Annotated in this window: 20 protein-coding genes; all 20 read left to right on the forward strand. The window is 64.1% G+C overall.

Annotation, left to right across the window (positions count from 1 at the left end; all coding sequences use genetic code 11):
- Positions 1–23: 23 nt before the first annotated feature.
- The 20 genes from cysE to der all read left to right on the forward strand — a co-directional run bounded on the left by cysE (position 24) and on the right by der (position 18928).
- Positions 24–824, forward strand: a complete 801-nt coding sequence (cysE, locus tag H6955_12580; protein MCP5314393.1) for a serine O-acetyltransferase — start codon at positions 24–26, stop codon at positions 822–824.
- Between the two features lie 89 nt (positions 825–913).
- Positions 914–1405 carry a Fe-S cluster assembly transcriptional regulator IscR gene (iscR, locus tag H6955_12585; protein ID MCP5314394.1) on the forward strand — a complete coding sequence of 164 codons (492 nt, stop codon included), beginning with the start codon at positions 914–916 and terminating at the stop codon, positions 1403–1405.
- A gap of 48 nt (positions 1406–1453) precedes the next feature.
- A complete protein-coding gene (locus tag H6955_12590; protein ID MCP5314395.1) occupies positions 1454–2668 on the forward strand; it encodes an IscS subfamily cysteine desulfurase in 1215 nt (404 codons plus the stop codon).
- A gap of 243 nt (positions 2669–2911) precedes the next feature.
- Complete coding sequence (locus H6955_12595; GenBank protein ID MCP5314396.1) at positions 2912–3184, forward strand: RNA-binding protein; 273 nt, start codon at positions 2912–2914, stop codon at positions 3182–3184.
- Positions 3185–3259: 75 nt separating this feature from the next.
- A complete protein-coding gene (gene iscU / locus H6955_12600; protein MCP5314397.1) occupies positions 3260–3667 on the forward strand; it encodes a Fe-S cluster assembly scaffold IscU in 408 nt (135 codons plus the stop codon).
- A 1-nt stretch (position 3668) separates the two neighbouring features.
- A complete protein-coding gene (gene iscA / locus H6955_12605) occupies positions 3669–3992 on the forward strand; it encodes an iron-sulfur cluster assembly protein IscA (GenBank protein MCP5314398.1) in 324 nt (107 codons plus the stop codon).
- A 66-nt stretch (positions 3993–4058) separates the two neighbouring features.
- Positions 4059–4604, forward strand: coding sequence for a Fe-S protein assembly co-chaperone HscB (gene hscB, locus H6955_12610; protein MCP5314399.1), 546 nt, complete (start codon positions 4059–4061; stop codon positions 4602–4604).
- Positions 4604–6502 carry a Fe-S protein assembly chaperone HscA gene (hscA, locus tag H6955_12615; protein ID MCP5314400.1) on the forward strand — a complete coding sequence of 633 codons (1899 nt, stop codon included), beginning with the start codon at positions 4604–4606 and terminating at the stop codon, positions 6500–6502. The genes hscB and hscA overlap by 1 nt, the downstream gene beginning before the upstream one ends.
- A 4-nt stretch (positions 6503–6506) precedes the next feature.
- Positions 6507–6845 (forward strand): ISC system 2Fe-2S type ferredoxin, encoded by a 339-nt coding sequence (fdx, locus tag H6955_12620; protein MCP5314401.1) that lies wholly within the window; start codon positions 6507–6509, stop codon positions 6843–6845.
- A gap of 43 nt (positions 6846–6888) precedes the next feature.
- Positions 6889–7089, forward strand: coding sequence for a Fe-S cluster assembly protein IscX (iscX, locus tag H6955_12625; GenBank protein ID MCP5314402.1), 201 nt, complete (start codon positions 6889–6891; stop codon positions 7087–7089).
- Between the two features lie 128 nt (positions 7090–7217).
- Entirely contained in the window at positions 7218–8462 is a 1245-nt protein-coding gene (locus tag H6955_12630) for a DUF1015 domain-containing protein (GenBank protein ID MCP5314403.1), read from the forward strand.
- A 59-nt stretch (positions 8463–8521) separates the two neighbouring features.
- Positions 8522–10741 (forward strand): bifunctional (p)ppGpp synthetase/guanosine-3',5'-bis(diphosphate) 3'-pyrophosphohydrolase, encoded by a 2220-nt coding sequence (locus H6955_12635; protein MCP5314404.1) that lies wholly within the window; start codon positions 8522–8524, stop codon positions 10739–10741.
- Positions 10742–10958: 217 nt separating this feature from the next.
- A complete protein-coding gene (gene ndk / locus H6955_12640) occupies positions 10959–11387 on the forward strand; it encodes a nucleoside-diphosphate kinase (protein MCP5314405.1) in 429 nt (142 codons plus the stop codon).
- 6 nt (positions 11388–11393) lie between these two features.
- Complete coding sequence (gene rlmN, locus H6955_12645; protein ID MCP5314406.1) at positions 11394–12482, forward strand: 23S rRNA (adenine(2503)-C(2))-methyltransferase RlmN; 1089 nt, start codon at positions 11394–11396, stop codon at positions 12480–12482.
- On the forward strand, positions 12482–13270 hold the full coding sequence (gene pilW / locus H6955_12650; protein MCP5314407.1) for a type IV pilus biogenesis/stability protein PilW: 789 nt from the start codon (positions 12482–12484) through the stop codon (positions 13268–13270). Before rlmN ends, pilW begins: the two co-directional genes overlap by 1 nt.
- A gap of 16 nt (positions 13271–13286) precedes the next feature.
- Complete coding sequence (locus H6955_12655) at positions 13287–14330, forward strand: DUF4115 domain-containing protein (GenBank protein MCP5314408.1); 1044 nt, start codon at positions 13287–13289, stop codon at positions 14328–14330.
- A 74-nt stretch (positions 14331–14404) separates the two neighbouring features.
- Positions 14405–15679 carry a histidine--tRNA ligase gene (gene hisS / locus H6955_12660; GenBank protein MCP5314409.1) on the forward strand — a complete coding sequence of 425 codons (1275 nt, stop codon included), beginning with the start codon at positions 14405–14407 and terminating at the stop codon, positions 15677–15679.
- A gap of 34 nt (positions 15680–15713) precedes the next feature.
- Positions 15714–16349 carry a tetratricopeptide repeat protein gene (locus tag H6955_12665; protein ID MCP5314410.1) on the forward strand — a complete coding sequence of 212 codons (636 nt, stop codon included), beginning with the start codon at positions 15714–15716 and terminating at the stop codon, positions 16347–16349.
- Between the two features lie 9 nt (positions 16350–16358).
- Positions 16359–17528 (forward strand): outer membrane protein assembly factor BamB, encoded by a 1170-nt coding sequence (bamB, locus tag H6955_12670; protein MCP5314411.1) that lies wholly within the window; start codon positions 16359–16361, stop codon positions 17526–17528.
- An 8-nt stretch (positions 17529–17536) separates the two neighbouring features.
- Positions 17537–18928 carry a ribosome biogenesis GTPase Der gene (der, locus tag H6955_12675; GenBank protein MCP5314412.1) on the forward strand — a complete coding sequence of 464 codons (1392 nt, stop codon included), beginning with the start codon at positions 17537–17539 and terminating at the stop codon, positions 18926–18928.

Genomic DNA, 18928 nt, shown 5'->3' on the forward strand with positions numbered 1-18928 from the left:
TGGCGGCAGGCGGCAATGCATCCATGTTCGAGAGACTCCGGGAAGACGTGCGTGTGGTATTCGACCGCGACCCGGCGGCGCGCAGCACGCTGGAGATCCTGACCGCCTATCCGGGATTGCACGCGGTGATGATGCACCGCTTCGCGCACTGGCTGTGGCTGGCGGACGCCAAGTGGCTGGCGCGCATGGTGTCGCATCTCGGGCGTTGGCTGACCGGCATCGAGATTCACCCCGGTGCATTGATCGGGCGGCGCTTCTTCATCGACCATGGCATGGGCGTGGTGATCGGCGAGACCGCGGTGATCGGTGATGACTGCACCCTGTATCACGGCGTCACCCTTGGCGGGACCAGTTGGAAGAAGGGCAAACGCCATCCGACGCTGGCGGACGATGTCGTTGTGGGCGCGGGGGCCAAGGTGCTGGGTCCGATCGAGATCGGTAGCGGGGCACGCATCGGTTCCAACGCGGTGGTATTGCGCGACGTGCCGCCGAACAGCACCGTGGTAGGAGTCCCCGGTCGCCTGATCGAACGCAAGGAATCGTCGGTAGACACAGAGCATCGCGAGCGCATCGCGAGCAAGATGGGGTTCGATGCCTACGGTGCGACCGCCGATGCCCCGGACCCGGTCGCGCATGCGATCAATTGCATGCTCGATCACGTGCATGTGATGGAGACCCGGATGCAGCGTATGTGCGAGGCGCTGCGCGAGATGGGATTCGAGTCGGGCGACGAACCGTTGCCCGAACTGGATTCCTGCGAGATCATCTCCACGGCCGAGGAGTTGCGCAAGATGCAGCTCGAAGAGGTCGGCAAAGAGGGGTGATTTCCGTCCTCGCCGCAGGTTTGTAATTCTTGACTAATTTACTCGAGATTGTATAGTCCGCGGCATCAAAGGCAGCGGAGTTCACGCTCGTGAGGTTGACGACCAAAGGCCGTTACGCGGTCACCGCGATGCTCGATCTGGCGATTCATCACGGCGGTGGGCCGATCACACTGTCTGACATCGCCCAGCGCCAGGGAATCTCGCTCTCGTATCTCGAACAGCTGTTTGCCCGGTTGCGCAAGCGTAACCTGGTTTCCAGCGTGCGCGGTCCCGGGGGCGGGTACACGCTCGGCCGCGACGCCGGCGCGATCTTCGTTGCCCAGGTCATCGCGGCGGTCGACGAAAATGTCGACACCACGCGCTGCGGCGGGGCACACAATTGCCACGACAACCAACGCTGCCTGACGCACGACCTGTGGCACGATCTGAGCAACCGGATCTATGACTATCTGAATCAGATCAGTCTGCAGGACCTGATGAACCGGCGTGGCGTACAGGAGGTCGCGGAGCGCCAGGAGAATGGCAAGGACGGGGGTTCCGTGAGCCTGCGACAACTGAAAGTGGAATCGGCCGGCGCCTGATCTGAGAAAATGCCAAAGCTGAACCCGATTTGAGTGCCGGAGCGCGCGATGAAACTTCCGATATACCTAGATTATTCCGCCACGACCCCGGTCGATCCCAGGGTCGCGGAAAAGATGTGCGACTGTCTGACGATGGATGGCACCTTCGGCAATGCGGCGTCGCGTTCGCATCCGTTCGGCTGGGCGGCCGAAAAACTGGTGGATGAGGCGCGTACCAACGTCGCGGCGCTGGTCGGGGCCGACCCGAAAGAGATCATCTGGACCTCCGGGGCGACCGAATCCGACAACCTGGCGATCAAGGGGGCCGCGCACTTCTACCAGAAGCAGGGCCGCCACATCATCACCGTCAAGACCGAACACAAGGCGGTGCTGGACACCTGTCGCCAGCTGGAGCGCGAGGGATTCGAGGTCACCTATCTGGATGTGATGTCAGACGGACTGGTCGATCTGGCGGCATTCGAGGCGGCGATCCGGCCGGATACCGTGCTGGCCTCGGTGATGCACGTGAACAACGAGATCGGCGTGATCCAGGACATTGCGGCAATCGGCAGGATCTGCCGGGATCGCAAGGTGATTTTCCACGTCGATGCCGCTCAGAGCCCGGGCAAGGTGCCGATCGACCTGAGCGCATTGCCGGTGGACCTGATGAGCTTCAGCGCCCACAAGATCTATGGGCCCAAGGGCATAGGGGCACTGTACGTGCGCCGCAAGCCGCGTATCCGCCTCGAGGCGCAGATGCACGGTGGCGGTCATGAACGCGGATTGCGTTCCGGTACCTTGGCGACCCACCAGATCGTCGGTATGGGCGAGGCGTTCCGCATCGCGCGCGAGGAGATGGCCGCCGAGAACGAACGGATCCTGATGTTGCGCAACCGCCTGTTGGACGGTCTGAAAGACATGGAAGAGGTGTACGTCAACGGTGACCTGGAGCGGCGCATCGCGGGCAACCTGAACATCAGCTTCAACTATGTCGAGGGCGAGAGCCTGATGATGGCGTTGAAGGACGTCGCGGTGTCGTCTGGCTCGGCCTGCACCTCGTCCAGCCTCGAACCGAGTTATGTATTGCGTGCGCTCGGGCGGCCCGATGAGCTGGCGCACAGTTCGCTGCGTTTCACCCTGGGTCGGTTCACCACCGAGCAGGAGATCGACTACGTGCTCTCGCAGGTGCGCGGGCAGGTGGAGCGATTGCGCGATCTGAGCCCGCTTTGGGACATGTATAAAGACGGCATCGATCTGGCAAGCGTCAAATGGGTGGCCCATTAAAGAGTATTTGGACGTTCGTCCGATGCCTGGGCCGAGCCGGGCGCGGACGCCGTTTGTTGAACGTAAGGGATTGCCCGTCTTGGTAAAAAGCCAATTAGGGTGTAGCCTCCGAGTGCGGACAGCCGAGCTGTCGGCAGTAACGGAGAACTGTGCGGGTGCGCCCGCTGGTCGATCGCCAGGCCGTGGCCCGGCTGGCGATGGATTTTCATGTCCTACGGGCCACACGCTTGAGAGCATTCTGCAATGAATATATACGTTGGTAATCTGGCATACAGTGTCACAGAAGACGACCTTCGCGAGGCCTTTTCCGCTTTTGGTGAAGTGTCCCGAGCGAACGTGATCATGGATCGCGATACCGGTCGCTCGAAAGGATTTGGCTTTGTTGAGATGCCAGATAACTCGCAGGCTGAAGCCGCGATCAACGGTCTGAACGAAAAGCCGTTGTCCGGTCGCGCGATTCGCGTGAACGAGGCCAAGCCGCGGGAGGATCGTCCCCGTCGCCCGATGCGCCACTGATCTTGATCTAGAGGTAGAGAGCCGCCCGATCGGAGACGGTCGGGCGGTTCGCGTAAGAAAACAGAGGAAAAGGCCATGGCTTACAGCGAAAAAGTCGTCGATCACTACGAGAACCCGCGCAACGTCGGGGTGCTCGACAAAGAAGCGAACAACGTCGGTACCGGCATGGTCGGTGCGCCGGCATGTGGCGACGTGATGCGGCTGCAGATCCAGGTCAATGAGCGGGGCGTGATCGAAGACGCGAAGTTCAAGACCTACGGCTGTGGCTCGGCGATTGCCTCCAGCTCGCTGCTGACCGAATGGGTGAAGGGCAAGACGCTCGACGAGGCCCGGCTGATCAAGAACTCCGAGATTGCGGAAGAACTCGCGCTGCCGCCGGTCAAAGTGCATTGTTCCGTGCTCGCCGAGGACGCAATCAAGGCGGCCATTGCCGACTACCAGTCCAAACAACCGGCCACGCAGCGCGCATCGTCCGGGGATTGATATGGCGGTGACGCTTACCGAGGCTGCCGCCAATCGCGTGCAGAGTTTCCTTGCGAATCGTGGCAAGGGGGTGGGGGTACGGCTGGGCGTCAAGACGTCCGGGTGCTCCGGACTCGCCTATGTGCTGGAGTTTGTCGACGAGGTCGACGAAGGCGATCAGGTGTTCGAGGATCGCGGCGTCAAGGTGATCATCGATTCGAAGAGTCTCGTGTACCTCGACGGTACCGAACTCGACTACGGCCGCGAAGGTCTCAACGAAGGCTTCAGATTCAACAACCCGAACGTCATCGACCAATGCGGTTGTGGGGAAAGCTTCAAGGTCTAGTGCGCTCGTCGCCTTGACGGCCCCGGTGCCCGAGCGTCGCCCGGGTGCCAATGATTGGGTAACCGGATGTTCGATTTTTCCAGGAATTACTTTGAGCTGTTCGGCATGCCGGTCGGTTTCCTGCTCGACGGCGGCGAACTGGCGACACGTTATCGCGAGTTGCAGAAGGTGGTCCACCCGGACCGGTTCGCGGCTGCGGGTGGGCACAGCCAGCGTCTGTCGCTGCAAGGCGCCACGCTGGTCAACGAGGCATACGAAACGTTGCGCGATCCTTTGCGCCGCGCCCAGTACCTGTTGCAGTTGAATGGCATCGACGTCGACCCGCAACAGAGCACGCTCGACGACCCCGGATTCCTGATGCAGCAGATGGAGCTGCGCGAGGCGCTGGCCGAGGTGCGCGGTGCGCCGGATCCACAGGCCCGCCTCGACGCCTTGTTGCGTGAGATCGGTGGCTTGATCAAGACGCAGATCGCGCAGATCGCTGTGCAGTTCGAAGAGGCGACGCCGGAGCAGCTGAATGCCGCCGTGCAGACGGTGCAGAAGATGCAGTTTCTGAACAAGCTCCATGCGGAAGCGGAGGCAATCGAGGCCGACCTGGAAGAGGCCCTCTGATGGCATTGTTGCAGATAGCGGAGCCGGGCCAGTCGGCTGCCCCGCACGAACACCGACTTGCCGCGGGTATCGACCTCGGTACCACCAATTCGCTGGTGGCGACGGTGCGCAGCGGGCGCGCCGAGACGCTGCCCGACAGGCATGGCGAACACATCCTGCCCTCGGTGGTGCGCTACACGCCGGCCGGTGTCGAGGTCGGCGATGCCGCACGTGCCGCCGCCGCGGTCGATCCGACCAACACCATAGCCTCGGTGAAGCGTCTGATCGGGCGTGGTGTCGAGGACGTGCGCTCGTTGGGAAACGAACTGCCGTACGAGTTCGTCTCCGGGGAAAGCGCCGTGCCGAGGATCCGCACCGTTGCCGGCGATGTCACCCCGGTAGAGGTCTCGGCCGAGATACTCAGAGTCCTGGCAGAACGCGCCGAGACCACGCTCGGCGGTGAACTCAACGGCGTGGTGATCACCGTGCCGGCGTATTTCGACGATGCGCAGCGCCAGGCCACCAAGGACGCCGCGCGTATTGCCGGGCTGCACGTGTTCCGCCTGCTCAACGAGCCGACCGCGGCCGCCGTGGCGTATGGACTGGATCGCGGTGCCGACGGCGTGCACGCCATCTACGATCTCGGCGGCGGCACCTTCGACGTGTCGATCCTGCGCCTGCACAAAGGTGTCTTCGAGGTGATGGCGACCGGCGGCGACTCGGCGCTGGGCGGCGACGACTTCGATGCCGCGATTGCCGGTTGGTTGCTGCAGCAGGCGGGGCTCGACAGGAATGCCGACCGCGGTACCCTGCGTCACCTGCTCGATCAGGCGCGCGCGGCGAAGGAGGCCCTGGCGGAGCATGCATCGGCCGAGGTCGAGCTGCGGTTGCCGGGTGGCGCCAACTGGCGGGGCTCGCTCACGCGTGCGCAGCTGGATGAACTGATCGCGCCCCTGGTGCGCAAGACGATCACCACCTGTCGACGGGTGCTGCGCGACGCGGGCGTATCGTCCGACGAGGTTGCCGATGTCGTGATGGTCGGTGGGTCGACACGTACGCTGCTGGTGCGGTCGATGGTGGCGGAACTGTTCGGCCGCGAACCCCTGGTCGACATCGACCCGGACCGTGTCGTGGCGGTCGGCGCGGCGATCCAGGCCGATATCCTGGCCGGCAACAAGCCGGACGACGAGATGCTGCTGCTGGATGTCAACCCACTCTCGCTGGGCATCGAGACGATGGGTGGCCTGGTCGAGAAGATCATTCCACGTAACACCACGATCCCGGTGGCCCGGGCGCAGGAATTCACGACGTTCAAGGACGGCCAGACCGCGATGGCGGTCCATGTCGTCCAGGGCGAGCGCGAGCTGGTCGCCGACTGTCGTTCACTGGCGCGATTCGAGTTGCACGGTATTCCGCCGATGGTGGCCGGTGCCGCCCGGATCCGGGTGACGTTCGCAGTCGACGCGGATGGCCTGCTGCAGGTCGAGGCGCGTGAGCAGACTTCGGGTGTCTCGGCACGCGTCGAGATCAAGCCATCCTACGGGCTCACCGACGACGAGGTCGCCGGGATGTTGCGTGCATCCATTGAGCATGCGGGCGAGGATCGTGATGCGCGGCGCCTGGCCGAGGAACGCGTCGAGGCGCAGCGCGTGATCGAGGCGTTGCGCGCGGCACTCGGCAAAGATGCCGAGACCCTGCTGAACGACGGGGAACGCAAGGAGATCGAGGGCGCGCTGCAGCGTCTGGTCGATGTTGCGGAAGAATCGCAGGACGCCGACGAGGTCCGTGCCGAGATCGGACGGCTCGAAGAACAATGCGCCTTTTACGTCGAGCGGCGCATGAACGACGGTATCCGCAAGGCGATGGCCGGACACCGCGTCGACGAATTTGCCGAGGAGGAAGGCCGGGAGGCCGAGTAACACGATGCCGCAATTGATCTTCCTACCGCACGACGACATCTGTCCCGAGGGAGCGGCAATCGATGCGGAACCGGGCCAGACGATCTGTGATGCGGCGCTGGCGCACGACATCGAGATCGAACATGCGTGCGAAAAGTCGTGTGCCTGCACGACCTGCCACGTGATCGTGCGCGAGGGTTTCGCGTCGCTCAACGAATCCACCGAAGAAGAAGACGATCTGCTGGACAAGGCATGGGGTCTCGAACCCGAGTCGCGGCTCAGCTGTCAGGCGGTGATCGGCGATCAGGACCTGGTGATCGAGATCCCGAAATACACCATCAACCAGGTCAAAGAGCACCATTGAACGCCGCTGTGACCGAGTGCGGCGGCTGCGCGCGGAGTAGACCATGAGCCTGAAGTGGACCGATGTGCTGGATATCGCGATCGAGCTGGACGAGGCGCATCCGGACGTCGACCCGCTGCGCGTGAATTTCGTCGATCTGATGAACTGGGTGATGCAGCTCCCGGATTTCGACGACAGTCGCGAGCATTGTGGGGAAAAGGTCCTGGAGGCGATCCAGGCCGCGTGGATCGAAGAGCGCAGCTGAGCGCCTTTGTCGCACCCGACCGGTCCGTCCACAGACGGCGCCGTTCGGCGCACCTGTGATGCCCTGTTAAACTAGGGGGCTTGCCGTGGTCCGGGGTTGGCCGGACGCGCCAGAGCCCAGGAGTAAGCATGTCCCTGATCAAACCCTTTCGCGGCCTGTGTCCGGCCGCCGGTCGCGCCGCCGACGTGGTCGCACCGCCTTACGACGTGGTCGACCGGGCAGAGGCCAAGGCCCTTGCCAAAGATCGCCCGTGGAGCTTCCTGCATATCTCGCGACCGGAGATCGATCTGCCCGACGACGTCGATCCCTACGACCCCGGCGTGTACGCGAAGGGACGCGAGAACCTCGACCGCATGGTGACCGAAGGCGTCCTGGTGCGTGACTCGGAGCCGTGTTACTACGCCTACCGGCTGACCATGGGTGGGCACGTGCAGACCGGGCTCGTGGCGACTGCCTCGGTCGAGGCCTACGATCAGGGACGGATCAAGAAGCATGAGTTCACGCGGCCGGTCAAAGAGGATGACCGCGTTCGGCAGATCGAGGCGCTGAACGCCCAGACCGGCCCTGTCTTCCTGGTCTATCCGGCCGATGTGGTGGTGGATGGGATCCTGCGCGAAGTGACTGCCGGTCCTGCCCGGATCGACGTTACCGCGCAACGCGACGGCGTACGTCACGAGGTCTGGCGCATCGACGGCGAGGAAACGCTGGGACGCCTGACCGCGGCGTTCGAGGCCATGCCCGCAATCTACGTCGCGGACGGACATCACCGCTCTGCGGCCGGTTCGCGGGTCGGAAATGCCCGGCGTCAGGCCAACCCCGCGCACACCGGCGACGAGAGCTACAACCACTTTTTGAGCGTGATCTTTCCGCACGACCAGATGCAGATTCTCGATTACAACCGCGTCGTGCGCGACCTGAACGGTCTCTCGCCGGAGCGCTTCCTCGAAGCGGTCGGTGAACGGTTCGACGTCGAAATCAGCCAGGTACCGGTCAAGCCGGCGACCAGTGGTGAGTTTGGGATGTACCTGGGCGGCAGCTGGTACCGGCTGCGTGTTCGCGATGAACACGTTCCGGCCGACGATCCGGTGGCGCGGCTCGATGTCAGCCTGCTGCAGGACAACCTGATCGAACCCTTGCTGGGAGTCGGCGACCCAAGGCGCGATGAACGGATCGATTTCGTTGGTGGCATCCGCGGGCTCGGGGCATTGCAGAAACGGGTCGACAGTGGTGACTGGGCCGTCGCGTTTGCGCTGTTTCCGACGACCATGCAGGCATTGATGGATGTTGCCGATGCCGGCGAGGTGATGCCGCCGAAATCGACCTGGTTCGAACCCAAACTGGCAGACGGGCTGGTCAGCCACGTGCTCGACTGATTCCCGTCCGGCGGCCGCACGGCCGACCGGATGGGCCCGGCGGAGGACGCCAAAAGCCGATGGTCTCGCGAATCACCACGCTGCCGAAAGACGGCACGGCCAACGAGCAGCAGGTCGAGAACTGGCTCGCCGAACTGGCCAGGTTTCGCCCACAGCGGGACATCGCCCTGTTGCGCGATGCAATCGCGATCGCGCGCGCTGCGCACCATGGCGAGCATGCGGCCGACGGCTTCGACCGCTTTCTCTCCTTGCTGTACACGGTCGAGACGCTCGACGAGCTGAAACTCGACATCGAACCCCTGCTCGCAGCGGTGCTCTCGGAGTTGCCCGGGCATCCGGCGTATGCCGAAGCGGATATCGAACGGCGCTTCGGACGTGCGGTGGCCGCGATGGTCGAGCAGGTATCGCGTATCCGTGGGCTGTCGGCCAGCGGTGCGGAGAAGGTCGACGAGAAAGGGGTCGAAAAGCTGCGTCGGATGTTGCTCGGCATCGCCGACGACGTCCGCGCGATTCTCGTCGTGCTGGCCAAACGGCTGCAGATCATGCGCCGCCTCAAGCGCCTGCCCCCCGAGGTGCAATACCGGATCGCGCAGGAGACGCAGAAGGTCCATGCGCCCATCGCGAACCGTCTGGGCGTGTGGCAGATGAAGTGGGAGCTGGAGGACCTGTGCCTGCGTCATCTGCATCCCGAGGAATATGCCGATCTGGCCAGCCGCCTGGACGGCAAGCGCCGCGAACGCGAGGCGTTCATCGCAGACGTGATTGCCCGGATGGGTGTTGCCTGTGCCGCGGCGCAGATTCCGGCCGAACTTTCAGGGCGGCCCAAGCACATCTACAGCATCTGGAAGAAGATGCGCAGAAAGCGCGTGGATTTCGAGCAGGTCTTCGACGTACGCGCGGTACGTGCGCTGGTCGATACGGTCCCGCAGTGCTACGAGGTGCTCGGCATCGCGCACAGTCTCTGGCGGCCGGTGCCCGGTGAGTTCGACGACTACATCGCCCACCCCAAGCCGAACGGTTACCGGTCGCTGCATACGGCGGTCGTCGGTGACGATGGCAAGCCGCTCGAGATCCAGGTGCGGACCCGCGAGATGCACGAGCACGCCGAACGCGGCGTCGCGGCGCACTGGAAATACAAGGAAAGCGACAAGCACGACGACGAACTCGAGCGCCGCATCGCGTGGATGCGCCGCTGGCTCGAGCAGCAGGACCTCGATGTCCAGGCCCAGGAGACGGCCGATCAGGAGAGTGAGTACGAGGCTCGGCGTATCTACGTGTTGTCGCCGCAGGGGAAAGTGGTCGAACTGCCCAGTGGTGCAACCGCGCTGGACTTCGCCTACGCGATCCACACATCGGTCGGCCACCGCTGCCGCGGCGCGAGGGTGGATGGGCACATCGCGCCCCTCGCGCAGCCGCTACAGAGCGGACAGCAGGTCGAGATTCTAACCATCAAGGAGGGTGGGCCAAGCCGCGACTGGCTCAACCCGCACTCCGGTTACCTGACCACGGCACGCGCGCGCAACCGGATCCGGCAGTGGTTCAAACAGCAGGACCACGATCAGCATGCCGCGATCGGGCGTGCGAACCTGGAACGCGAGGTGGCGCGTCTGAGCCTGCCCAAGCCAGACCTGGAACGGCTCGCGCATCGGTTCAATTTCAAGACCTCGGACGATCTGCTGGCGGCCATCGGGCGTGGAGAGCTCTCGGCGGTCCAGGTGGCGAATGCGCAGGCCGACCGGGTACCGCGCGACCCGGATCTGGTCGCCGACCGCGAGATACCCGAGCGGGTTCGGCGACGCGCGCCGTCGCGCGCCGCGGGTGGGGCCGGGCAGGTCGTGGTCGAGGGCATAGGCGATCTGATGACGCAGATCGCCAAGTGCTGCAAACCGGTGCCCTATGACGACATCGTCGGCTACATCACCCGTGGTCGGGGCGTCACGGTGCACCGCACGGACTGCGCAGTGGTACGTAAGATGGATGCCAGCAACCGCGCACGGCTGGTCGATGTCGCCTGGGCCGATACGCAGCAGAACTCGCGCTTTCTGGTCGACATCCAGGTACTCGCCGCGGACCGCAAGGGCCTGCTGCGTGACATCTCCTCGGTGTTCGCCAACGCCGAGGTCGACGTGTTGGCGGTGAACACCCAGTCGGACCGGCGCAATGACCGCGCCAGCATGCGTTTCACCGCGGAAGTGTCGGACATGGCCGAGTTGAGCCGGGTGATCGACCGGTTGGCACAGATCCCCGACGTGCTCGATGTACGTCGGCAGCTATCCTAGTCGCCGCGCTTGGCACGGGGGACCCGGAATAGGTAAACTAAGCCCCGGTTTTAAAAGAGAAAAACTATCCATCTTCGATTTTGTAGTCGGTGTTGCGCCGATGCGACACCGGGCGGGCCGCGCGGGGTGACGCCGCGACCCCGCGACGGCCGCCTCGCAGGCACCGTTGGATCCCCGAATTTTTACTTCTTTTGTCTGATTTTATTTGGAGTTTTGCATGGCCGTAGAGCGCACTATTTCGATCATCAAGCCGGATGCTGTGGCTAAAAATGTCATCGGCGACATTTACAACCGCTTCGAAAAGGGGGGGCTGCGGATCGTCGCTGCGCGCATGCTGCATCTGACGCGCGAGCAGGCAGGTGCCTTCTATGCGGTCCACAAGGAGCGCCCTTTCTACAACGACCTGGTGGATTTCATGACCTCGGGTCCGGTGATGGTGCAGGTGCTGGAAGGCGAAAATGCGATCGCCAAGAACCGTGAATTGATGGGTGCGACCAACCCGAAGGACGCCGCGCCCGGTACCATCCGTGCCGATCATGCGCAGACCGTCGACGAAAATGCGGTGCACGGTTCCGACGGCCCGGAGACCGCCGCGACCGAGATCGCGTTCTTCTTTCCGGACGGCGTCTGCGAGCGCACCCGCTGAGCGGCAATCGAAGTGGCGGCATCGAAGACCAACCTGGTGGGGCTCGGTAAGGAAGACATGGAGTCTTTCTTCACCGCGCTCGATGCCAAGGCGTTTCATGGCCGCAACGTGCTGAAATGGATCCACAAGCACGGGGTCACGAGCTTCGACGCGATGACCGATGTGCCCAAGGCCCTGCGTGAGCGGCTTGCCGAGTCGGCGGAGATCGCCCTGCCGCGCATAGCGCTCGCTCAACCGGCGCGCGACGGAACCACTAAATGGTTGCTCGAACTGGCCGATGGACAGTTCATTGAGACGGTCTACATCCCGGACGCCGGGCGGAGCACGATCTGTGTCTCTTCGCAGGTGGGGTGTGCGCTGGATTGCGCGTTCTGCTCGACTGCCCAGCAGGGTTTCAACCGGAACCTGTCGGTCGCCGAAATCATCGGCCAGGTCTGGATCGCGGCGCGCGCGATCGGTCACATGCCGACCAATGTCGTGATGATGGGCATGGGTGAGCCATTGGCCAACTTCGATAACGTGGTGGCCGCGATGGCATTGATGCAGGAAGATCTCGCTTACATGATCTCTAAGTCGCGCGTGACGATCAGTACCTCGGGTATCGTGCCGGCGCTGCGCCGCCTGCGCGAGGTCAGCGATGTGAGTCTCGCGGTGTCGTTGCACGCGCCTGACAATGCGCTGCGCGACCAGCTGGTACCGATCAACCGGAAGTACCCGCTGGAAGAGCTGATTCCCGCGTGCCGTGACTTCATCAGCGGGGACCGGCGGCGCAAGGTGACCTGGGAGTACGTGATGCTCGACGGTGTCAACGACTCGATCGCCCACGCCAAGGCGTTGATCCGTCTGCTGCAGGGTGTACCCTCCAAGGTCAACCTGATCCCGTTCAATCCGTTTCCCGGCAACACTTTCCGTACTTCGCCGCCGGATCGTGTCGAGGCGTTTCGCCAGCGGCTCAAGCGTGCGGGCATCATGTCGATGACCCGCAAGACGCGCGGCGACGACATCGATGCCGCCTGTGGTCAGTTGGTCGGCAAGGTCGACGACCGTAGCGGCCGCCGGTTGAAGCGGGTCCCGGTCGCCCTGGAGCAGATGTGATGAGATTCACGGCGGTGGTAGCGGCGCTCGGTATCGTCAGTCTGTTGCTGGCTGGATGCGGCAAAACCGGGGTACGCCAGGCCGAGACCGGCGATGCGACCGGCAATCTCGGGTCACCGACGGTCCGCAACAGTCCGGCACAGGTGTACATCGACCTGTCGGCCGCCTATCTACGCGAAAATCAGCTGACCGAGTCTTACAAAAACGCGCAGAAGGCGGTGATCGTCGATCCGAAGTTCAGTAATGCTCACTTCATGCTGGCGCTGGTTCAACAGCGTCTTGGCCAGGACGAGGCTGCCGACAAGGCGTACCGCAAGGCCATCGCGCTGGATGCGCGCAATCCGGTGGCGCTGAACGCCTATGGCTCGTTTCTGTGCGAACAGAAGCGTTTCGACGACGCGGACGGTTACTTCCGGCGGGCGCTCGCGAATCCGCTTTACAACACACCGTGGTTGGCGTGGCACAATGCGGGTCAGTGCAACGAGTTGGCGGGCAACGCGGAGCGCGCGGAGAGCGACTATCGTGGGGCGCTGCAGGCCAACCCGCGGTTTGCGCCCAGTTTGCTGGGCATGGCGAAGATCAGCTTTCAGGATGAGAATTACCTGTCGGCACGTGCTTACCTGCAGCGCTATGCGGAAGTCGCGCAGCACAGCGCCGAAAGTCTCTGGCTGGGATATCGAACAGAGAACAAGCTGGGCGACAGAGATCAGATGGCCAGCTACGGCCTGAAGTTGAAGGCCAAGTTCCCGGACTCCGAAGAGGCCAAGTACCTACAATCGATCGAGTGAACTTATGAGCGCCGTAATGTCTGACCAACCCAGCAATAACGTGGCAGAGTTCTTTGCGCCCGGGCCCGGCGAGCGCCTGCGGGCAGCGCGCCTGTCGATGGGCTTCGACCTCGCCAAGATCGCCAGCGAGTTGCATCTCACCGGTCGGGTCGTGGAGGCGCTCGAGGCGGATGAATACCAGGGCATCGGAGCACGGGTGTTCGTGCGCGGTTACCTGAGAAACTATGCGCGTATCGTCGGCATGCCGGTCGAGTCGATCCTGCGCCAGTTCGACGAAAAATGGCCGGACGACGGCGCACGCCAGAGCATGCTGAGACAGTCGCCGACACTGCCGGCCGACGGCGGGCCGAGTCGCGGTTGGGCGGGTGCGATCACCTGGCTGCTCGCGATCGGTCTGGTGGTGCTGTTTCTGATGTGGTGGCGAGGTTATCTCGACGGCATAGTCCCGGAACAGATCCGCACCACGGCCGGTACCGAAGTCGGCGCTGGCGTTCGGACGCTCGAGGCACAGGACCCGATGCTGAACCCGGCTATGTCCGAAGAGCCGGTGATGGCCGATGGCAGCCTGCGTCTGCCGGCGCCGCCGCCCGATGTGGACCCAGCGCTCGAGGGTGGTGCGGAGAATTCGATCGATGCTGCCAGTGGCTCCGTGGACACGACTGCTGATTCCACCGGCTTGCCAGCCCCGGCCGAGCAGGCGGAGGCCGCGGAGACCGCGCCTGAGGCAGCCGTCTTGCAGGCTGCGGCGTCGCCGGCGTTGTCCCTGACCAGTCTCAATCCGGCACCAGCCGACGACGGTGGGGCGCCGGTCGTGGAAGGTACTCAACAGATCGTGCTGACATTCGGTTCTCCGTGCTGGGTCGACGTCCGAGACAGCGAGCGTAAATTCAAACTGTTTGGTGAGATGCCCAAGGGGACTCGCAAGGTGCTGGGTGGAAAACCGCCGTACAAGCTGGTGATCGGCAATGCGCACGCAGTGAGCATTACGGTGAACGGCAAACCGTTCGATCTGTTGCCTTATGCCAAAGGCAACGTGGCACGCTTCACGCTGAATCCCTAACGGGCGCCAGGTGCGCCTCTGAACAACCGGCCCCGTCCTGCGGGGTCGCCGTTTCCCGGTCAGGCCTTTTTTCGATGGCAAAGAGCATTCAGGCGATTCGTGGCATGCATGATGTGCTGCCGGAGCAATCCCCGCTGTGGCAGTTCCTCGAGCGAAGCGTTGCGGATGTGCTGCGCGTCTACGGCTACCGCGAGATTCGCATGCCGATCCTCGAAATGACCGAGCTGTTCAAGCGTTCGATCGGCGAGGTCACCGATATCGTCGAGAAAGAGATGTATACCTTCGACGATCGCAACGGAGACAGCCTGACGCTGCGTCCCGAGGGTACCGCCGGCTGCGTTCGCGCAGCGATGGAGCATGGCCTGCTGCACAACCAGACCCAGCGCCTGTGGTACCAGGGTCCGATGTTCCGGCACGAGCGGCCGCAGAAAGGCCGCTATCGCCAGTTCCACCAGATCGGCGTGGAGACCTTCGGCATGTCGGGCCCGGACATCGACGCGGAATTGATTCTGGTCACCGCAAGGATCTGGCAGGTGCTCGGCATCCGCGACCTCGAGCTGCAGCTCAATACGCTGGGTACGGCGCAGGAAAGGGCCGCGTACCGCGAGGAGCTGGTGGCGTATTTCGGCAACCACGCCGACGTGCTGGATGACGACAGCCGGCGCCGCCTGCATACCAATCCGCTGCGCATCCTGGACAGCAAGAACCCGGACATGCGGGCGATGCTGGATGCCGCCCCGACCCTGCAGCACCATCTCGGCGAAGAGTCGCTCGCGCATTTCGACTTCATCTGCCGGACGTTGGACCACGCGGGGGTCGCCTACCGCGTCAATCCACACCTGGTGCGCGGCCTGGATTACTATTCGCGCACTGTTTTCGAATGGGTCACCGATCGCCTGGGGGCACAGGGCACCGTGTGTGCCGGTGGCCGCTATGACGGACTGGTCGAACAGCTCGGTGGCAAGCCGGTGCCGGCGGTCGGATTCGCAATGGGCCTCGAACGGCTGGTCGCGATCCTCGAGGAACTGCAGCCCGCTGAGGCCGTGGTCGCCGCGGACCTGTACCTGGTCCTGCTGGGTGACGCCGCGGCGCGTGAAGGCCTGGTGCTCGCCGAGCGCGTACGTGATGCGCTGCCCGGGCTCGAGGTGGTCGCCAATTGCGGTGCGGGCAGCATGAAGGCGCAGTTCAAGCGCGCCGATCGCAGCGGGGCGCGTTACGCCCTGGTACTGGGTGACAGCGAACTGGAACAGGGCAGCGTCGTGCTGAAACCACTGCGGACCGACCAACAGCAGACGTCCGTGGCGCGCGAACGCCTGATGGACGTGCTCGGCGAACTGTTCGCCGGGTGACGTCCGACCGACAATCTTTGGAGAGAATGCACCGATGAGCACATACCAGACCGAAGAAGAACAGGTCGAAGCGATCAAGAAATGGTGGAAGGAAAACGGCAAATCGGTGATCGGGGGCGTGGTGCTGGGTTTCGCGGTGATCGGCGGCTGGCAGGGCTGGCAGGGCTGGCAGCGTAGCCAGGCGGAGGCCGCTTCGACGCTGTTCGACCGCATGCGACTGGCGGTGCAGCAGGATCAGCCCAACAAGGCGATCGAGGATGGCAAACAGCTGATCGGCGAGTTCGGTGGCAGTGCCTATGCGAGCTTCGCTGCGCTGGAACTGGCCAAGTTGTCCTATCAGCAAGGGGAAAAGGCGGCGGCGCGCAATCACCTGCAATGGGTTGCGGATTCCGCGCCCGATCCGACGATCCGTGAACTCGCGCGTCTGCGGCTCGGTCGGCTGTTGCTCGACCTCGCCGATCTGGATGCACTGCAGGCCCTGCTCGCAACACCGGCCAGCGATGCCTTTGCCGGCGAGTTTGCGGAGTTGCGCGGCGATCTCGCGCTCGCTCGAGGTGACCAGACGGCGGCCCGCGAGGCCTACCAGGAGGCGTTGGCGAAAGGGGTCGAGGACGCGTCGCTACTGCGGATGAAGCTGGTCGACGTCGGTGGCGAGAACGCCGCGTCCTGAGGAATGACTATGATCCGACGCCTGTTTCTGCTGTTACCGGTGATGCTGTCGGCCGGTTGTGGCACCTTGCTGGATCCCACCGAGTGGCTGGCCAGTGCCGATGTGGTCGAGCCCAATGAACTCGTCGATCTGCAGAACGAGATCCAACCGCGGACCTTGTGGACCGCCGACACCGGCGCCGGTACCGACGAGCAGCGCCTGGCGCTCGAGCCACGCGTCGACGGCGACACCGTGTATGTCGCGGATGGCGAGGGTGAAGTGCGGGCGATCGCCGCGGACACCGGCCGACCACGCTGGAAGGTCGATCTGGATCTACCGGTTTCGGGCGGTCCCGGGGTCGGAGACAGCCTGGTGCTGGTCGGGACCAGCGACGGCGAGATCATCGCGTTGGGTGCACAGTCCGGCGACGAACGCTGGCGGTCGCGCGTCTCCAGCGAGGTGTTGTCGGTGCCCGCAGCCGCGCAGGGTGTCGTCGTGGTGCACACGATCGACGGCAAGGTGTTCGGACTGGAGGCGGCGACGGGCGCCGAGCGCTGGCGCTACGAGCGGGAGGTCCCGGTGCTGACACTGCGCGGCACGGGATCGCCGGTGCTGTCCGGGGGCATCGCCTACGTCGGCATGTCCGGCGGCAAACTGGTGGCGCTGCGCATCGACAACGGCAGTCTGATCTGGGAGCTGGACGTCACCGTTCCGGGCGGACGGTCCGAGTTGGAACGCCTGGCGGATATCGACGGCGATCCGCTGGTGTTCGGCGGCGGCATCTTCGTCGCGACCTATCAGGGCGATGTCGCGGCGATCGAGCAGCGCTCGGGGCGAGTGGCGTGGCGCCGCAAGGTGTCCACCTACAGTCGCATGGCAGTCGACCTGAAGGGGCTGTTCGTGAGCGACGCCGAGGGCGTCGTCTGGGGCCTCGACGTGCGGTCCGGCAATGCGCGCTGGAGCCAGGATGCGCTCAAGAACCGTCGCCTGTCGAATGTCGCTTTGGTCGGTGATCTGGTCGTCGTCGGCGATTTCGAGGGCTATCTCCACTGGCTGGATCGTGACGATGGACGCATGCTGGCACGGACGCGTGTCGGCAGCGATCCGATCACCACCGGGATGGTGGTCGTCGACGGCGTACTTTACGTTCAGGGCGATGGCGGTGAACTGGCCGCGATCCAGCCGCCCGGCGAGCTCTGACACCGCAGATGTTGCCGGTCATCGCCCTGGTTGGGCGGCCCAATGTCGGCAAGTCGACGCTGTTCAACCGTCTGACGCGCACGCGTGACGCGCTGGTCGCCGACCAGCCTGGCCTCACCCGCGACCGCAAGTACGGGGTCGGGCGGCTCGGTTCTCAACCCTATCTCGTGGTCGATACCGGTGGCATCAGCGATTCTCTGCAGGGTGTGGATGCGCTGATGGAGCAACAGGTCCAGCGCGCGATCGGCGAGGCCGACCTGGTGTTGCTGATGGTCGACGGGCGGGAAGGCCTGAATGCCGGCGACGAGGCGATCGCCGCCAGCCTGCGGCGCACCGGTAAGCCGATCGTCCTGGTGGTGAACAAGACCGAGAACCTTGATTTCGGCCGCTGGTCGGGTGACTTCCACGCTTTGGGGCTGGGCGAACCGGTACCGATCGCCGCGGCCCACGGGCGCGGTGTGCACAACCTGATCAACGGGGCGCTGGCGCAGTTGCCGCAGACGGAGGAGGTGGCCGATGAACGTGAACCGGGAGTACAGATCGCGGTGGTCGGGCGGCCCAATGTCGGCAAGTCCACGCTGATCAACCGCCTGCTCGGCGAAGAGCGCGTGATCGCGTTCGACCAGCCGGGTACCACCCGCGACAGCATCCATATCCCGTTCGAGGTCGACGGCAGACCCTACACCCTGATCGATACCGCAGGCGTGCGGCGGCGGGCGAGGATCAGCGAGGCCATCGAGAAGTTCAGCGTGATCAAGACACTGCAGGCGATCGAACAGGCCAATGTGGTGATGTTGGTGCTCGACGCCCAGCAGGGCATCTCCGACCAGGATGCCGGGCTCGCCGGTCACGTCGTCGACAGCGGCCGCGCCCTGGTCGTGGTGATCAACAAATGGGACGGGTTGAGCACCGACCAGCGGGATCGTGTCAAGAGCGAAATGCAACGCCGCCTTCCGTTCCTCGATTTCGCCGATTGGCGCTTCGTCTCGGCGCTGCACGGCAGCGGGGTAGGCCACCTGATCGCGGCCGCCGACGCGGCCTACGCGGCGGCGACTGTCGATCTCAAGACACCGGAACTGACCCGGATTCTCGAACTGGCGGTCGCCGAGCACCCGCCGCCGCTGGTGCACGGGCGCCGGATCAAGCTGCGATATGCACACCAGGGCGGTCGCAACCCGCCGATCGTCGTGGTCCACGGCAATCAGACCGGTGAGGTGCCGGCGAGTTACCAGCGCTACCTGATGAATCGGTTTCGCGCGGTCCTCGGGCTGCGCGGCACGCCGCTGCGCATCGAGTTCAAAGGCGGAGACAATCCCTACGCCGGGCGGCGCAACCCCCTGTCCGACCGGCAGCGCAAGAAGCGCGGTCGAATGATGCGCTTCGTGCACAAGAAGAAATGA

The sequence above is a fragment of the Chromatiaceae bacterium genome, from assembly GCA_024235395.1.
In the GTDB taxonomy this organism is placed as follows: domain Bacteria; phylum Pseudomonadota; class Gammaproteobacteria; order Chromatiales; family Chromatiaceae; genus Thiosocius.

Excerpts from the sequence above, each read along its gene's own strand:
- cysE (MCP5314393.1), top strand. The coding sequence starts at position 24 with ATGTTCGAGAGACTCCGGGAAGACGTGCGTGTGGTATTCGACCGCGAC.
- H6955_12590 (MCP5314395.1), top strand. The coding sequence starts at position 1,454 with ATGAAACTTCCGATATACCTAGATTATTCCGCCACGACCCCGGTCGAT.
- H6955_12595 (MCP5314396.1), top strand. The coding sequence starts at position 2,912 with ATGAATATATACGTTGGTAATCTGGCATACAGTGTCACAGAAGACGAC.
- iscU (MCP5314397.1), top strand. The coding sequence starts at position 3,260 with ATGGCTTACAGCGAAAAAGTCGTCGATCACTACGAGAACCCGCGCAAC.
- iscA (MCP5314398.1), top strand. The coding sequence starts at position 3,669 with ATGGCGGTGACGCTTACCGAGGCTGCCGCCAATCGCGTGCAGAGTTTC.
- hscB (MCP5314399.1), top strand. The coding sequence starts at position 4,059 with ATGTTCGATTTTTCCAGGAATTACTTTGAGCTGTTCGGCATGCCGGTC.
- hscA (MCP5314400.1), top strand. The coding sequence starts at position 4,604 with ATGGCATTGTTGCAGATAGCGGAGCCGGGCCAGTCGGCTGCCCCGCAC.
- fdx (MCP5314401.1), top strand. The coding sequence starts at position 6,507 with ATGCCGCAATTGATCTTCCTACCGCACGACGACATCTGTCCCGAGGGA.
- iscX (MCP5314402.1), top strand. The coding sequence starts at position 6,889 with ATGAGCCTGAAGTGGACCGATGTGCTGGATATCGCGATCGAGCTGGAC.
- H6955_12630 (MCP5314403.1), top strand. The coding sequence starts at position 7,218 with ATGTCCCTGATCAAACCCTTTCGCGGCCTGTGTCCGGCCGCCGGTCGC.
- H6955_12635 (MCP5314404.1), top strand. The coding sequence starts at position 8,522 with ATGGTCTCGCGAATCACCACGCTGCCGAAAGACGGCACGGCCAACGAG.
- ndk (MCP5314405.1), top strand. The coding sequence starts at position 10,959 with ATGGCCGTAGAGCGCACTATTTCGATCATCAAGCCGGATGCTGTGGCT.
- pilW (MCP5314407.1), top strand. The coding sequence starts at position 12,482 with ATGAGATTCACGGCGGTGGTAGCGGCGCTCGGTATCGTCAGTCTGTTG.
- H6955_12655 (MCP5314408.1), top strand. The coding sequence starts at position 13,287 with ATGTCTGACCAACCCAGCAATAACGTGGCAGAGTTCTTTGCGCCCGGG.
- hisS (MCP5314409.1), top strand. The coding sequence starts at position 14,405 with ATGGCAAAGAGCATTCAGGCGATTCGTGGCATGCATGATGTGCTGCCG.
- H6955_12665 (MCP5314410.1), top strand. The coding sequence starts at position 15,714 with ATGAGCACATACCAGACCGAAGAAGAACAGGTCGAAGCGATCAAGAAA.
- bamB (MCP5314411.1), top strand. The coding sequence starts at position 16,359 with ATGATCCGACGCCTGTTTCTGCTGTTACCGGTGATGCTGTCGGCCGGT.
- der (MCP5314412.1), top strand. The coding sequence starts at position 17,537 with ATGTTGCCGGTCATCGCCCTGGTTGGGCGGCCCAATGTCGGCAAGTCG.